Annotated in this window: 8 protein-coding genes; 1 reads left to right on the plus strand and 7 read right to left on the minus strand. The window is 69.6% G+C overall.

Annotated features, from left to right (window positions below; all coding sequences use genetic code 11):
- Positions 1-243 precede the first annotated feature (243 nt).
- The 6 genes from IFSED24_RS08055 to IFSED24_RS08080 all read right to left on the minus strand — a co-directional run bounded on the left by IFSED24_RS08055 (position 244) and on the right by IFSED24_RS08080 (position 13,230).
- Entirely contained in the window at positions 244-852 is a 609-nt protein-coding gene (locus tag IFSED24_RS08055) for a dockerin type I domain-containing protein (RefSeq protein WP_491334703.1), read from the minus strand.
- Positions 853-1,141: 289 nt separating this feature from the next.
- Positions 1,142-4,705 (minus strand): hybrid sensor histidine kinase/response regulator, encoded by a 3,564-nt coding sequence (locus tag IFSED24_RS08060; RefSeq protein ID WP_491334704.1) that lies wholly within the window; start codon positions 4,703-4,705, stop codon positions 1,142-1,144.
- A 99-nt stretch (positions 4,706-4,804) separates the two neighbouring features.
- Entirely contained in the window at positions 4,805-8,620 is a 3,816-nt protein-coding gene (locus IFSED24_RS08065) for a S8 family serine peptidase (RefSeq protein WP_491334705.1), read from the minus strand.
- Between the two features lie 143 nt (positions 8,621-8,763).
- Positions 8,764-11,388 carry a WD40/YVTN/BNR-like repeat-containing protein gene (locus IFSED24_RS08070; protein ID WP_491334706.1) on the minus strand — a complete coding sequence of 875 codons (2,625 nt, stop codon included), beginning with the start codon at positions 11,386-11,388 and terminating at the stop codon, positions 8,764-8,766.
- A 60-nt stretch (positions 11,389-11,448) separates the two neighbouring features.
- Positions 11,449-12,582 carry a methyltransferase gene (locus IFSED24_RS08075; protein ID WP_491334707.1) on the minus strand — a complete coding sequence of 378 codons (1,134 nt, stop codon included), beginning with the start codon at positions 12,580-12,582 and terminating at the stop codon, positions 11,449-11,451.
- 15 nt (positions 12,583-12,597) lie between these two features.
- Positions 12,598-13,230 carry a hypothetical protein gene (locus tag IFSED24_RS08080; protein WP_491334708.1) on the minus strand — a complete coding sequence of 211 codons (633 nt, stop codon included), beginning with the start codon at positions 13,228-13,230 and terminating at the stop codon, positions 12,598-12,600.
- Positions 13,231-13,346: 116 nt separating this feature from the next.
- Between IFSED24_RS08080 and IFSED24_RS08085 the strand changes: the two genes are divergently transcribed.
- Positions 13,347-15,665 carry a GH92 family glycosyl hydrolase gene (locus IFSED24_RS08085; RefSeq protein WP_491334709.1) on the plus strand — a complete coding sequence of 773 codons (2,319 nt, stop codon included), beginning with the start codon at positions 13,347-13,349 and terminating at the stop codon, positions 15,663-15,665.
- On the opposite strand, the gene IFSED24_RS08090 is transcribed toward IFSED24_RS08085, so the two are convergent.
- Complete coding sequence (locus IFSED24_RS08090) at positions 15,662-16,339, minus strand: hypothetical protein (protein ID WP_491334710.1); 678 nt, start codon at positions 16,337-16,339, stop codon at positions 15,662-15,664. The two genes, IFSED24_RS08085 and IFSED24_RS08090, sit on opposite strands and share 4 nt — an antisense overlap.
- Between the last annotated feature and the right edge of the window lie 43 nt (positions 16,340-16,382).

Consider the following 16,382-nt stretch of genomic DNA (forward strand, 5'->3'; position numbering starts at 1 on the left):
GATGGATCGTGCGGAGGTGCGATCAGCAGCGAGGCACAACGACGTTCAAGGGTTTAAGACATATTCTATCTGGTTAAATCACAGACGGGATCTGGCGAATCGCAGCCGTCGCGGCGGAGGCGGCGCCGCTTGCCAGGCAGGACACGGGCGGGCGGGCAGTCCGGTGGGCCGTCTCGAACAGACGAGCGCCCGCTCCCCAGAGGAGCGGGCGCTGCTACAGTGCCGAAACCTTGAGCCGCTACCTTACGGGCAGACGGCGCCGATACCCTGGGTCATCAGGGTGATGTCGGACAGGTTGATGGCACCATCGGCGTTGAAGTCACAACGGGCGTTGAAGGTACCGTTGAGGTCCTGCGTGAAGACGGTGATGTCGGAGAGGTTCACGAACAGGTCACCGCTGATGTCGGCGCTGACGAAATGAACCGGCGCCGTGGTGGGAACCAGGTCACCCTCGATCACGGCCTGAGCGTCTTCCATCAGGCTGTTGCCGCCACCGGCCACGGGCGAGACGAAGGTCGTCTGGCCGTTGCCGTCGGTCGGACCCTCGGGATGGACGAGATCGCAGGTCGCCAGGCCGCCGGCAGCGCTGATCATCCACATGTCGGCCGCGGGGTAGGCCGCAACGGGGTCACCCTGGTTGTTGACCACGGTCAGGGTCAGCGTGGCGTCGACCACACCGCCGCCGAGACGGGCGTTGGTCAGCGCATTGCCCATGCCGTTGGGAAGCGTGAACACCACGGCACCGTCGGTACCGTCGGGGTTGCTCAGCGAGCAAAGATCGGGGTAGGGAATTTCCGCCAGAGCCGGCATGGCAAGAGCGAGGGCGAAAATAAGGCAAGCACAACGCTTCATGATGACCTCCACCAGTCGGGAACGAATCGCTTTGGGTGACAACTGCTGCGGCGCTCCGGTGATGGCGCACCACTGCTTGAGGCTTGGTGAGATTATAACACAGGGCTACCAGGACAGGCAATGCTCGTTATCGAATTTAATCTCAGGGCACATGCCTGGCTAACCAATAGTCATGAAAAGATATATGTCAAGCATCCCGCATTCTGGATAAAATAATTCTGGAACCTGATCCGGGCGCTCGCGTGGAACATCCCCCCGGAAAGTGGGCGTTCCGGGGTTTCGAACAGCCTCACGACACCGGTTCTGTCTCTCGGACAGCGGCCTCCATGGCCGCGACCAACTGATCCCGCTGGATCGGCTTCGATACGAAGCCGTCCATTCCGGCCGCGAAGCAAGCCAGGGAATCCTCGCGCATGGCCCGGGCGGTCAGGGCCACCACCGGCAGCCTGGGATGACCTTCCGCGGTCTCGCGGGCCCTGATGGCCCGCACAGCTTCCAGGCCGTCCATGACCGGCATCTGGACGTCCATCAACACCAGGTCGATGTCCTCCGCGGCACTCCGCTCGTACGCCGCCTGACCGTCACCGACGATGACGACCCGATGCCCCAGCCTCTCGAGCAGGAGACGGATGACCTTCTGGTTGACGGGGTTGTCCTCGGCCACCAGCACGGTTCGCGAGGTCAGTTCGGACGTGACCGCGCGGGGGCCGGAATCGTTGTCCTCCGGACGTCCGGCAGATAGCCTGAACACGGCCTCGAAGGTGAAGCAGCTCCCCTGTCCAGGCTCGCTGGTGACCTGGAGTTCCCCGCCCATCAGCCGGGCCAGGCTCGCCGAGATGGACAGGCCGAGTCCGGTGCCACCGAACTGCCTCGTGGTCGACCCATCCGCCTGCCGGAACGCCTCGAAGATCACCCGCTGCTTGTCCGCCGAGATCCCGATGCCCGTGTCGGATACCGAGAACCGGAGCCAGGTATCGGGAGCGTTCTGCCACACGGTGCCGACCACCGGCTCGATGTCCAGACGGACCGAGCCGTGTTCGGTGAACTTGATGGCGTTGCCGAGCAGATTGATCAGCACCTGCTGCAGCCGCACGGCGTCACCCACCAGATTGTCGGGACAGGCCGGATCGATGGCGCACTCCAACTCCAGCCCCTTGTCCTCGGTCTTGATGCGCATGAGGCTCAGGGTTCGCTCCAGGGTGCGGCGCAGCGAGAACGGCGCCTTCTCCAGTTCCAGCCGGCCGGCATCGATCTTGGAGAAGTCGAGGATGTCGTTGATCAGCGAGAGCAGCGACCTGGCCGAGGACCGCACGGTCTCCAGGCATTCGCGTTGTTCGTGCTCGAGGTCGGTCTCCAGCACCAGTTCGGTCATGCCCATCACCGCGTTCATGGGCGTGCGGATCTCATGGCTCATGTTGGCCAGGAACTCGCCTCGCGAACGATTGGCCGCCTCGGCCTCCTCCTTCGCGGCGCGCAGCTCGCGCGTCCGGGCCCGCACCTCCTCCTCGAGGATCCGTTCCCGGATCACCCGCAGGCGTTCGCGCTGCATCAACCAACCCATCAGCACCACGCCCACCGCCAGGATGACCAGGCCGTAGAACCAGTAGGTCTGGTAGAAGAACGGCTCGAGGCGCACCTGGAGCGAGGCCTCGGAGCGGCCGATCCGCCCGCCCGGATCGGTGACCTGGACACGGAAGCGATAGCGGCCCGGTGGAATGTTGGTGTAGATGGCCTGGCGCCGATCGCCGGCACGCGTCCATTCCTCGTCGTAGCCCTCGAGCTTGTAACGGAAGCACACCTTGTCGGCCTCGTTCAGCGCGATGGCCGTGTAGGTGAAGACCAGGTCGCCGCTCCCGGGCTTGACCTCCACTGGACCGCGGACCGGATAGGACTCGCCGCCGATCAAGGCCTCCTGCAGCAGCACCGGCGGGCTCGACGGGCGGTCGGACACGCTGGCAGGCGCCACTACAGCCACCCCGCCATTGGTGGCGAACCAGAAATTCCCGGCCAGATCCCGTGCCACCGAGGGCGTGCAACCGCCGTTGCATTCGCTGTTCTTGAGGCCATCGGCTCGGTTGTAGAGCCGGCAGGGGACCGTGGGTTCCTGCCCCCTGGCGAAGGCGGCGAAACTGTCGCGGTGGAAGCTGAAGACCCCGCTGTTGCTCGCCACCCAGAGGCGACCGTTCCCGTCCTCGAGGATGCCGAAGATGGCATCGTCGATCAGGCCGTCCTTCAGGCCGAAGGTCACACCGCGGCCCTCCTCCAGGCGGACCAGGCCCGCTCCCACCCCACCGATCCAGACTGCTCCTTGCGAATCCAGGGTCATGCAGAGGATCAGGCCGCGCGGCACGCCCTGCTCCGGCCCGAGCGAGCGGACCGCGTCGCCCTGGATCAGGTTCACGCCACCATCGGTCCCCACGAGGATATCGCCGCCGGGCAGCTCGAGCAGACCGCCCCGCGCCACATCGCTGGAGAGCCCGTCCGCGCTGGTGAACTGAGCGAACTGTCCATCGGCCAGACGGAACAACCCCTGCTTCCGGGTGCCGAACCAGATCCGCCCCCGGGAGTCCTCGAGCAGGGAGCGCACCCCGCCGTAGGTCAGATTGGCCGGCGCATCGAGCAATTCGAATCGACCGTCCGGACCGAGGATGCCGATCCCCTCGCTGGCGCCGACCCACAGACGACCCTGCCGATCCTCCATCAGGGCGCCGATGTTCCCGTCGGGCAGGCCGACTTCCTGGCCGTAGGATCGTGTCTGCCCATCGGCCAGGTAATCCAGGCCGTTGCCGTAGGTCGAGATCCAGATCCCGCCGTGTCGCGAGGCGCAGACGACCCGGACCGCGTTGCCCGACAGTCCCTCGCTCTCGGTCCAGGACAGGAACGGTCCGGAGCGGAACCGGTGCAGCCCCGAGCCGAACGATCCGACCCACAACGAACCCTGGTGATCCTCGTACATGGCGATGGCGTCGATGAGCGTTTCGCCGTCGGTGACGGCCTCGAGCGTCCCGTCATGCCAGCGGAAGAGTCCCCGGTTCTCCGCGCCGATCCAGAGTACTCCCTGGCTGTCTTCCAGGAGCGACCAGATGGTCCCCCCGGGATAGGTCGCCCCCGCGGTGGGCACCGCCTCGAGGGGACCGCCATCGGACCGCCACAGGCCCACCGCCGTCGCCACCCAGACGCGTCCGTCGCGGCCGAGGGCCAGGCCGAGCACGCCCTCGGGCGTCAACCAGTTCCCTTGCGAGCGCACTTCCGTACCCTTGGCATCGATGACCGCCAGCCCGCCACGGCCACCGACCCACAAGCGCCCGGCGGCATCGGTGACCAGGTTGCGGACCTCCGTCCCCAGCACCGGATCCTGCGGGTCCAGATAGGTGAACTGGCCGTCCTGGAGCTGGGTCAGACCGTTGGAGGTCCCGGCGTAGACGCGCCCGTCGTCGAGCGCCCGCAAAACCTGCACCATGGCGCTCGGCGCGTTCACGCCGCGATCCCAGCAAGTCGTCTGGCCTTCGTGCAGGAGCGCGATGCCGTTGCTGCCGCCGATCCAGAGGCTGTCGCCGTGAGCATGCACGGTCTCGGCCTGCTTGTGTGGATAGGCCGGGGTGCTGAGCGCATCGTAGACGGTGAAATTCAGGCCATCGTAGCGCGCCAGGCCCTGCTGGGTGGCCAGCCAGAGGTAGCCGTCGGGGGTCTGCTGGACGGCGCCGACCATGTCCAGGGGCAGTCCGTCCTCCTGGGTCCAGGCATCGTGGACGTACTGGGAAGGACGGCGGTCGGCGGGCAGGCCGCTGACCTGGCCGGCGGCCAGGACGAGCAGCCAGAGAAGCACGCAACGACGACACCAGGGCTGAATCATGGGCATGTCCTACGGTCCGGAGTCATGTCTCGATATCTCACCTTGCTCTATCGGCCGATAACCGCGGCGGATTGAGGAAAGATCGCCATCCGTGGCCGTTCACTTGACCAGGAGCAGGCGCCCGACCCGGATCTCGCCGCCGGTGTCGAGCCGGGCCAGATACACCCCCGCGGCGCAGGGTCGGCCCGCGGCGTCTCGGCCATCCCAGGGCACCTCGTGACGGCCCGGCGCGAGCTCGTCGCGGACCAGGGTGGCCACGAGTCGGCCACGGGTATCGTAGAGATCGAGCCTTGCCGGCCCGGCGCGGACGAGCTCGAAGCGCAGCGTGGTGCGCGGATTGAACGGGTTGGGATAGCAGGTCACGGCGCGATCCGGACGGGTCGGCTGGTCGCCCACCCCGGTAGGCGAACCCACGATCAGGGTCACGGGCAGGTTCGCCGGAGCGGCGGGGTCATTGGAATCCAGCGTGATGCTCCCGTAGTAGGCGCCCTCGCCCATGCCGCCGGCATCCCAGGTCACGGCGATGCGCAACGAATCGCCGGGCGCCACGGTGCCGGCTGCCGGCGTGACACCCAGCCAGGCGGCGCTGGCAGTGATGTCGTCGATGATCAGGGGCACGGCCCCCGCGTTCCGCACCTGCACGAAGGCGGCCTGGCTCGAGGGCAGGGCGGCCAGAGCCGCGGGCACGTCCACCAGGCCCGCGCCGTATTCGTCGTCCCGCCCCACGGGGCCGAGATCCCGACAGGTGGTGGCCAGGGCCTCGGAGAGTTCGGCGCAGCTCAACGTCGGGTTAGCCTCGAGCAGGATCGCCGCGCAGCCCGCGACCAGTGGCGTGGCCATGCTGGTACCGCTGTAGACGTCGTAGCCGCCGCCACCCACGGTGGAGGTGATCTCGGCGCCGGGCGCGGCCAGGTCGGGCTTGGTGAGGCCGGGCGGGTAGGAATAATCGTCGTGGCCGGCGTCGCCGGCGATGTCCCAGGCCGCGGGACCGTGGCTCGAGGCGAACCAGATCTGTTCGGTGGCCGTGAGCGCCCCCACGCTGATCACCGCGGTGTGGCCCGCGTCGCCGTACCAGGGATCGGGACAATCGCCCGGCGAGGAGATGTCGTCGGGGACGGCCACGTGGCCGCCGTAGTTGTCGCCGTTGCCGGCGGCCGTGATCCAGGGCAGGCCCACCGCGAGCAGGATCTCGGCGTTGGTGCGGTTGGCCGACCGCAGCGCGTCGCCCGGCGCGGTCCAGCCGGCGCTGGTGGTGACGAGGTGGCAACCCTGGTCGAGGCAGAACTGGAGCGCCTGGACCATGTCCTCGTAGTAGCCGGGCACGCAGCGCGCGACCAGCAGCCGCGCGCCGGGGGCCGCACCGTGGCTGGCGCTGACCACCAGGCCGGCGGTGTGGGTCCCGTGCCAGAAGTCGCCCGCGCCGGGGTCGTAGGGGTCGTCGTCCTCGTCGAGAAAATCGTAGCCGTGGTGGGGGAACTCGCTGCCGCCGTCCCAGAGATGCCCCACGAGGTCGGGGTGGTCGTAGGCCACGCCGCTGTCGGTGTGCCCCACCAGGATGCCCGACCCGTCCCGACCCTGCGCCCAGGCCGCGGGCACGCCCAGCATCTCCAGTGGCCAGGGCGACCGTTCCGGCTCGTCCATGCGCAGCGCCGTCGGCGTGGCGACCGGCGCCGCCAGCAGTTCGCTGCGGACATCGTCGAGCCAGAGACGCCCCACGTCGGCGCTCGCGGCCAGGGCCAGGACCTGGTCGGGATCCAGCTCGCCCACCAGTTCGCCCGAGAGCCAGAGCGAGCGCCAGGCGACGTCGACGCGCGAGGCCAGACGTGCGGCCTGGACCTGCGCATGATCCCGGAGCGCGGCCACCGCGGCCGTCCGTCCCACCGTCACGAGCCAGGTCGGATCCAGCCGTTCGGCCGGGGAGACCACGACCCTCAGACGTTCGCCCGCGCCGGCGCGCGAGAGCGCCGCCTCCAGTCGCGGATCGAGCAACGGATCGGCCACCACGCGGCGGACCGGCGGCGGGCTCGCCTGCGGCGCGTCCGCGGTGAAGCGCAGGCTCGTGGGCGTCAGCTCGAGACGCGGTTCGCCCGACACCACCCAGAGATCCTTGACCAGGATGTTGTCGGTCTCGTCGCTCTCGGCGACGCGATCGGCGGGGTCGATGGCCAGGGTGAGCGTGTGGGCGCCGGCCGACAGCGCGAGCGGGTGGTCCTCCACCGTGGCGAAGGTGGCCACGGGCAGGCCGGCGGGCACGGTCCAGGAACCGACCAGCGCATCGTCGAGCCACAGCTCGGTCTGGAGCGGACCGACGGCGTCGGCCAGGCCCAGGTTGACGACGGCCAGGCTGGCGTAAGCCGGATAGCCGTCGGCCAGGATGCCGTCCTCGCGCTGGCCCGGGGTCATGGACACCACCAGGGGCGCCGCCCACTGGTCGGGGGTGAAGGGCGCCAGGTCGGGCAGGAGCGCACGGCCGCTGGCGTAGATGTTGTGGCCCTGGGTGTTGAAGTCGCGGCGGTCGACCCAGGCCGCGAGCAGGCCGCCAGGGCCGCGGCAGCCGGCGGCGGCGCGGAACTGCGGCACCACCGTTGGCTGGTCGGTGACCAGCTCCAGGTCGCCCCAGAAGTCGGGGTGGCCGTCGAGCGAGGCCTGGCGCGCGGCGAGGTCGAACTCGTCGCCGCCGGCGGGGGCCTCGAGCCAGAGGCAGCCCACCAGGCCGTCGCGGGCGTGGATCACCGGGCCCACGCTCTCGCTCGGCGTGGCGATCAGTTCGTAGGGCCCGTAGGCCGTGGCCAGGCCGTCCCACGAGAACGCGTACATCACGTCGCCGTCGATGTGGCCGAGGCCGTCGTCCCAGTCGAGCTGGTAGGCGACGTAGACGTTCTCGCCGTCGGCGGCCACGCTCGGGAAGCCGTGGGACATGGGCGACGACTGGGTCAGGTCGACGTAGTCGACGAAGGTGCCGGTCACGGCGTCGGCCGCGGCCAGGATGCGGATGCGGCCCGAGTAGAGGTCCTGCTCGCCGTTGACCAGGTAGGCGGTGGCGCCGCTGAGCGCCACGTCGGGCCAGAGGTCGGGGTAGCCGTCGGGCACGAGGTACTCGTAGCCCACGGTCTGGCCGCCGTTGGTGGAGAACAGCCACAGCAGCGTGTACTCGTACTGGTACCAGTCCCAGTTCACGGTGTACCAGCAGCAGGCCACGAAGACCCGCGCGAAGTCGCCGCTGCCCGACACCGCGATCGACGGCACCGCCACCGGTTCGCCCACCTCGAACACGCGCACGAACGCCCAGTTCTGGATGTCCCCCGGCCCCGCCGACCGCGCCCGGACCAGCGCCCCATCGGCGCGCGCCCAGACCACATGGAGGTAGCCGGCCGCGTCGAGGGCCAGATCGGGCTGGTACTCGTCGAGGCTCGAGGACGGCAGCTCGAGGGTGGTCCAGGTCAGGCCCTGGTCGAGGGAGCGGGCGATGTGGATGTCGCGGTCGGTGCCGCCGAGGTCGTAGGCCTCGAAGACGGCGAAGAGCGCGCCGGTGGTGGGATCCGAGGCCAGCGCCAGGTGCTGGTCGTTCATGTGGGTGGGGTCGGCGAGGAGGCGGTCGGGCGACCAGGGCGTGTCGCGGTCGGAGCGGGTCGCCGGCTCGGATGCGCCCGGCGTGGCGGCCGCGCGGACCGCGGGCAGGGCGGGCGGCGAGTCCAACGCCAAGCCGCCCGGCGACTCCTGCAGATCCCGGTCCAGGAACGGGTGGTCAGCCTTGGCGTCACCGGCGGTGCGGCGAGCGCCGACGGTCCGGGCCAGCAGGCCCGGCTCGCCGTGGCGCGTGGCCTCCGGTGCGGGCAACTCGGGCAGCGAGACGCTCAGCACCATGATGCTGATCAGCCCCACGAAGGCGACGATGGTGGCGAGTTTGCGCAGCATGGTCCAGGCTCCCGGGCCGGGGACGCGACAGGGTCTCGTCCTCGATATCGACCGCGGAGAGCCTTCATTGACCGGAAACCGCGCCCGGGCGCGGAGCCCGACCGCCACTGGCCGGGCCCCGGGAACCTGATCGTCGGCGCCGCTTACCTCGCCAGCACCACGGTCTGGCGACCCAGTTCGCGGCCGTCCACCGTGAACCGCGCCAGGTAGACGCCCGCCGCCGCGGGCCGGCCATCGCGGTCGCGGCCGTCCCAGAACACCGAGCCCGGCCCCTGGGTTACGCCACCGGCGGAGGTCCGCCAGAGCAGGCGCCCGCTCACCGAGTAGACCGCCACCGTGATCTCCCCACCTCGCGCCAGGTCCCAGGCCAGGGTGGTGCCGCCGCTCGAGGGGTTGGGGAACGCCGGCCGCACCCGGCCCACGCTGGCCAGCTCGATGGGCTCGGGCGCCGCCGTGGTGCCCGACACCGAGGTGGCCCAGACGCTGCGGCCGTAGGTGCCGGCCAGGAGCTCGGTGGTATCGGCGCGCCAGCCGAGGTGGGTGACCACCACGTTGGGCAGCGACGACGCCACCGGGCGCCAGTCGATCACGGGCAGCGTGGTCTCGTACACGCCCACGTCGGTGGCCACGAAGATGCGCCCCGGCTCGTCGGGATGGCAGAGCAGGTCGTTCACCGGCGCCTCGGGCAGGCCGGCGGCGATGGGCTCCCAGGTCGCGCCCAGATCGGTGGTGCGGAAAACGTGGCTCAGGGGCTCGTCCCAGCGGAAGCCGCTGACCGTGACGTAAGCTGTCTCGCGGTCGAAGGGGTCGCAGCGCACGCTGGTGACCCAGCGCTCGGGCAGGTCGCCGGAGACCTCGTTCCAGAACACGCCGGCGCTGGTGGAGACGTGGACCAGGCCGTCGTCGCTGCCGGTCCAGAGCACGCTGTTGTCCACGGGCGAGACGCCGATGGTGGTGAGCGTGCCGCGGACCTGGCCGTTCTGGTCCTGGTGCGGGCCGCCCGTGAGGTCGCCGCTGACGACGGTCCAGCTGGTGTTGCCGTTGTTGCGGTAGAGCTTGTTGGTGCCGAAGTAGCGGCGGTCCGGATCGGCGGGGTCCTGGACGTGGGGCGCGTTCCAGGCGCGGCGGTCGCCGCCACCCAGACCGTTGCCGGCGTAGGAGAACGAGCCGCCGCCGTTGGCCGAGTAGTAGACCTCGCCGTACTGGTACTGGACCCAGATCCGGTTGTCGTTCTCGGGATGGATGAGCGGCTGGAAGCCGTCGCCGCCGAAGATCGTGGTCCAGTCGTCGAGCTGGCCGGTCAGGGTGCGGACGGTGGAGATGTCCTGGCCGCCGAGGTAGAGTGCCTGGGTATTCTGGGCGGGGATCGCGAGGCGGTAGACCTGGGTGATGGGCTGGTCGGGCAGCATGGTCCAGACCGAGCCGCCGTTGTTGGAGATGTACATGCCGCCGTCGTTGCCCTCGTAGATCACCCGGTTGGGCGGCGGACCCCAGGCCATGCCGTGGTGGTCGACGTGCATGCCGCCCGAGGTCTCCGACCAGCTCGAGCCGCCGTTGAGCGAGCGGTAGAAGTCGAGCCCGAGCACGAAGACGATGTCCGGGTTGTCGGGATGGCAGCGCACGTTACCGAACCACCAGCCGTAGCTGGCGAACACGCTGGACAGCGCGCCGTCGTTGGTGCGGGTCCAGCTCACGCCGCCGTTTTCGCTGCGGTAGAGGCCGTCGAAATAGCCGGTGCGGTCGGCGTAGACCGCGTACATGCGGTCGGGCTGGTTCTGGCAGAGGCTCAGGCCGATGCGGCCGTCGTTGCTGTTGGGCGCGGGGAGGCCGCCGCCCACCTGGTTCCAGTTGTCGCCGCCGTCGACGGTCTTCCAGACCGCGCAGCCGGGGCCGCCGTAGTCGTAGCGTTCGGGGGTGCGGATCCGCTGCCACATGGCGGCCAGGACCACGCCGGGCTGGTCGGGGCGCAGGATCAGATCGACGCAGCCAGTGGTGTCGCCGACGTAGAGCACCCGCTCCCAGGTCTCGCCGCCGTCGGTGGTGCGGTAGACGCCGCGGTCCTCGCCGGCCGACCAGAGGTGACCCATCACCGCCGCGTAGATGCGATCGGAGTCGGTGGGGTCGACCACGATGCGGCCGATGGAGCCGCTGTTCTCCAGGCCCAGCGACGACCAGGTCCAGCCGTTGTCGAGCGAGCGGTAGATCCCGGTGCCGCCGTAGGCCACGCTGCCGCCGCCGGGATTCACCTCGCCGGTGCCGGCGTAGACGACGTCGGGGTTCGCGGGATCCATGGCCAGGGCGCCGATGGCGAGGCTGGGCAGCTCGTCGCCGGTGAGGTCCCAGTGCTGGCCGCCGTCGCCGGAGCGCATGACGCCGCCCTCGGCGGCGCCGGCGAGCACCACGTCCTCGTCACGCGGGTCCACGACCACGCAGGTGATCCGGCCGCCGATGTTGTTGGGACCCCGCAGGTACCATTCGTTCACCACGTCCTTGGCGGCGTGCAGCTCGCGCGCCTGCAGCTGGGCGGTTTGCCAGGTGCCCAGCGGGATCTCCATCCGTGGCCAGGCGCGCTCGATGAAGAACCAGCTGTTGGGTTCGCGCACGGGCCTGCCGTCGTCGGGCGTGCGCGACCAGCGCTCCTCGCTCAGCTGTTCGCGGCGCTCCTGCGTGCGCTCGAGGCGTAGGTGGTCGCGGTTCATGGCCACCGCCACCAGGACCAGGACGCTGGCCGTGGCGAGCAGGCGGAGCGGGACGGACGGGCGATGCATGACGGACCTCCGGACCGGTGAACGCTGGCTGCGGCTCATGATTATAACATGCCGGCCGGCTCAATCGAACCGCTTGACCGCCTCGAGGACCACGAACCGGGGACCCGCCTCCACCGTGCGGCAGTTCCCGAACAGGCGCTGCAGCTTGGCGGGATAGTCGAGGTGCCGGTTACCGACCAGGAGCAGCCGGCCGCCCGCATGGAGCGCGCGGTGGGCGTGGCGCAGCATGCTCCAGGCCACGGCGTCGCCCACGGCCTGGGCCTGGTGGAACGGCGGGTTGACCACCACCAGGTCCAGCGCGTCGGCGGCGGTCTCGGTGAGGCCGTCGGCCACCGTGAAGACGAGGTCGCGAGTGGCGAGACCGGCGCGCGCGGCGTTGGCCCGGGCGCAGGCCACCGCCTGGTAGGACTCGTCCACCGCGAGGATGCTCGCCGCCAGGTTGCGCCGCGCCAGCGCCAGGGTCACAGCGCCGTTGCCGCAGCCGAGGTCGGCGACCCGCAGCGGCCGGTCGCTTGCCGGCAGGTGCGGCAGGAGGAAGCGGGTGCCCAGGTCCAGACGCTCGCGGGCGAAGACGTTGGGGGCGTTGCACACGACCAGGTCGCCCTCCTCCAGGGCATACTCGGTGTCGGGGAGGCGGGCGGGAAGCGTGCGGTCGGGGTCGAACACGGCGGTGGCCAGACGCGCCTTCTTCCAGCCCAGACCGGTGCGGGTGGGGCCGACGATCTCCTCCATCAGCTCGTGGGCGCGGCGCGGCGTGTGCTTGATCATGCCGCCGGCCACGATCCGCGCCTCCGGTGCAAGCAGCGGGCGCAGGCGCAGGAGGGTGTCCTCCCAGAAGGCGAGCGACTTGGGGAGCTTGGCCAGGACGAGGTCGAAGGGGCCGTCGGGCTCGCGGTCGGCGGGCACGAAGGCGACCGCGTCGGTGGCGAGATCGTTGGCCGCGAGGTTGTGGTGCAGCGCGAGGCGGGCGAGGTGGGAGTCGCTCCAGGTCGTCGGGCGGTGGGCGTGCAGGGCCACGGCGAGCGCGCCGAAGGCGTCGTTGATCAAGAGGAGGCGGCGGCCGGCGAGGTCGGTCTCGGTCAGGTCGCGCAGGAGGTACTCGTCGGCAGCGTCCCAGGCGCGCAGCGGGTCCCGCTGGCGCAAGGGGTAGCGCTGCAGACGGTAGGAGCGGTCGCGGTATACGAGGTGTTCCAAGCTCGGGCTTTCCGGTCAGTCGAAGAGGTGCTTGACGTCGGTCCAGGTGCGGGATTCGACGGCGTGGATCGGTGGATTCCAGCAGAACACGTCGTTGGGGACCATGACCAGGTCGATTCCGGGCTGGTCGGCCATGTTGTAGCTCATCTGGCCAGGCACGGTGGGCGGATCCGCTGGCTCCAGGAAGGCATACAATGGCTCGATGCCACCGAAGGGCAAATCGAGGAACATGAGCTGGACCTGGAGGATGGCCACGGCCTCGCTGACGTGGGGCACCGGCGTGAGGATCTTGTTCACGAAGTTGAACCCACCGCCACCGTTCTGCTCGACACCGCCCAGACCCGGGCACCAGGCCGCATCCAGCATGACCAGGTCGTCATCGGGAACGAGGGCCACCCCCCCGGACTCCAGCCGCAACGAGAATTCGAACGCGGCCAGGGCCGTTCCCTGGACGTGGTAGAGCACAACACAAACCTGGTAGGGGCTGAACAGAATCAGGTCTGGGTAGAAGAGATCCCCCGGCCCATCCTCGGCGCTCCACGACGTGAACATGCACAGCACCGCCTGCCCGTCGTCCGGCGGCGGATCGACCGCGGCGGACACACCGACCAAGCACCCGATCATGACCAGGATCAAGCAAGCTCTCATGGCATTCCCTCCCGTCCCCAGCCTCATCCCCAAAAACCTTCCCCCCGGACGGCCGATGGTACAGAATCAGCCGACCTACATTCAAGACAATTCCCCTCCATGCCCCGGAGCCCGCCATGCGCCACCTCCTCCTCGCCACCCTCCTGGCAGCCGCCACGGCTGTCGCCCAGCCGGTCACGACGCACGTCGACCCCTTCGTCGGCACCGACCAGATGGGCCACACCTTCCCCGGCGCCGCGGCCCCCTTCGGCCTGGTCCAGCTCAGCCCCCAGACCGACCTGGTCCCCTACAGCCACGGCGACGGCTACAATCCCGACGCCTACCGCTACTGCGCGGGCTACCAGTACGGCGACAGCACCATCGTCGGCTTCGCCCACACCCACTTCAACGGCACCGGCCACTCGGACCTGGGCGACCTCCTGCTCATGCCCACGGTGGGCGAGCTCCAGCTCGAACCCGGCCCCGCCGCCGACCCCGACCGGGGCTACCGCTCGCGCTTCGACCACGCCGACGAGCACGCCGAGCCGGGCTACTACCGCGTCCGCCTCGCCGACAGCGGGGTCACCGCCGAGCTCTCCGCCACCGAGCGCGTGGGCGTGCATCGCTACACCTTCCCGGCCACCGACCAGGCCCACCTCGTCCTCGACCTGACCGCCAACATCTACGACTTCCCCGGCAAGACCGTCTGGTCGTCGGTGCGCATGGAGAGCGACACGCTGCTGACCGGCTGGCGGCAGACCACCGGCTGGGCGCGCACCCGCACCGTCTACTTCGCGCTGGCGGTGAGCAAACCGGTGCGCTCCTACGGCCTGCGCAACGAGGAGTCCACACCCTACCGCGGCTTCTGGCGCAAGTTCGACGAGGACCAAGACTTCCCCGAGCGCGCCGGCCGCGCCCTCAAGTGCCACCTCGACTTCGCCACCGGCGCGGACGAGCCCATCGTTGTCAAGGTCGCGCTCTCCGGCGTCTCGGTGGCCGGCGCGCTGGCCAATCTCGCCGCCGAGGCCCCCGGCTGGGACTTCGACGCCATCCGCGCGGCCACCGGCCGCCGCTGGCATGAAGAGCTGGGCCGCATCCGGGTGACCGCCGACCCCGACGTCCTCACGAGCTTCTACACCGCGCTCTACCACTGCCACCTGGCGCCCGTGGTCTACGGCGACGTCGACGGCCGGTACCGCGGCCTCGACCAGGCCGTCCACCGGGCCGACGGCTGGACCGACTACACCATCTTCTCGCTCTGGGACACCTACCGCGCGCAGCATCCACTGTTGACCATCCTGCAGCCGGCGCGCACCGGCGACATGGTGCGCTCGCTGCTGGCGCATCAAGAGCAGAGCGTCCACGGCGTCCTGCCGGTGTGGTCGCACCACGCCAACGAGAACTGGTGCATGATCGGCTACCACGCCGTGCCGGTGATCGCCGACGCCTACCTCAAGGGGATCGGCGGCTTCGATCCCGACGCCGCGCTGGACGCCATGGTCCGGAGCGCGAGCTGGGCGCGCTACGACGGCCTCGGCGACTACATGCGACTGGGCTGGGTTCCCGCCGACCGCCAGCATGCCGCCGCCGCCAAGACGCTCGAGTACGCCTACGACGACTGGACCATCGCGCGAATGGCGCGGGCCATGGGCCGCCACGACGTGGCCGACGAGTTCGACCGCCGCGCCGCCTCGTGGCGCCACCTCTTCGACCCCGAGACCGGCTTCCTGCGCGCCCGTAACGCCGACGGTGGCTTCCCCGCCGGCTTCGACCCCATGGCCACCCACGGCCAGGGCTACATCGAGGGCAACGCCTGGAACTACTCGCTCTACGTGCCCCACGACGTCCTCGGGTTCGCCGACCTCATCGGCGGGCCTGAGCGCCTCGACCAGTGGGTCGACGGGCTGTTCACCATGACGGTGGCCGACGAGGCCATCGCCCACAACGAGGACATCACCCGCCACGGGATGATCGGCAACTACGTCCACGGCAACGAGCCCAGCCACCACGTGCCCTACCTGCCCTGCTACACCGGCCAGCCCTGGCGCGCCCAGGCGCGCGTGCGCCAGATCCTGGCCGCCATGTACCGCCCCGGCCCCGACGGCCTCTGCGGCAACGACGACTGCGGGCAGATGTCCGCGTGGTACGTCTTCAGCGCGCTGGGTTTCTACCCCGTGGCGCCGGGCAGCAACCAGTACGTGCTGGGCAGCCCGTGCGTCGAGCGGGCGGTGCTCGACCTGGGCGGCGGCCGCACGTTCATGGTGGTGGCCGAGAACCAGGGTCCGGAGCAGGTCTACGTGCGCGAGGTGACGCTGAACGGCGAGGCGCTCGACCGCAACTGGATCAGCCATGCCGAGGTGATGGCCGGTGGCGAGCTGCTCTTCCGGATGAGCGCCGACCCCGTCACCACGCGGGGGACGGGGCCGGCGGCGGCTCCCTACTCGATGTCGCGCTAGTCGGTAAAGAGCGTCTTGACGTCGGACCAGGTGCGCGACTCCACAGACACGGCGCCACTCCAGGCGAAGACAGGCGTGTCCAGATCGTGGGCGGCGTTGTTGGGGAGCATACGCAGGATGTTCCCGTCGTCGCCGCGATCCACGTAGCTCATCTGGCCGGGGATCGACGGCGGTACGGCCTCCTGGCAGTAGACGAAGACGTGCGACAGGCTCTGGAGGTTCAGGAACATGATCTCGGCCGCCAGCAGGACCACGGGGTCGCCACCGTGGATATAGGGGTACTGGATGCCGATGATGTAATTGAAGCTCCCCTCGGCGACGTTGACGATGCTCTCCTGACCCGGGCACCAGAGCTCGGAGACGAAGACCGCATGCTGGTTCTGGATCAGTTCGTGCCCGGCGTTGTCGAACTTCAGGGAGAACTCGAAGGCGCCGAGCCGCTGGTACTTCCCGCGCGGGTAGTACATCACGATGTAGAACGGATAGCTGGTGAAGATCTGCGGCGCCTCGTACTGGATGTCGGCGCCGGCGGGCCCCGTCTCCTCGTCCCAGCCGGTGTAGATGCAGAGGACTGCCTCGCCGGGGTCGGCGGGGGGATCGACGGCCAGAGCCGACGAGGCGAGGCAACAGAGGATAGTGAGCAAGCTAAAGGACAGGCGACTCGGCTGGTGCATGACGTCCCTCCAACGATCTCGGCGATGACAGGCGAGCGAGATT

The organism is Candidatus Latescibacter sp. IFSED24, from assembly GCF_058273205.1.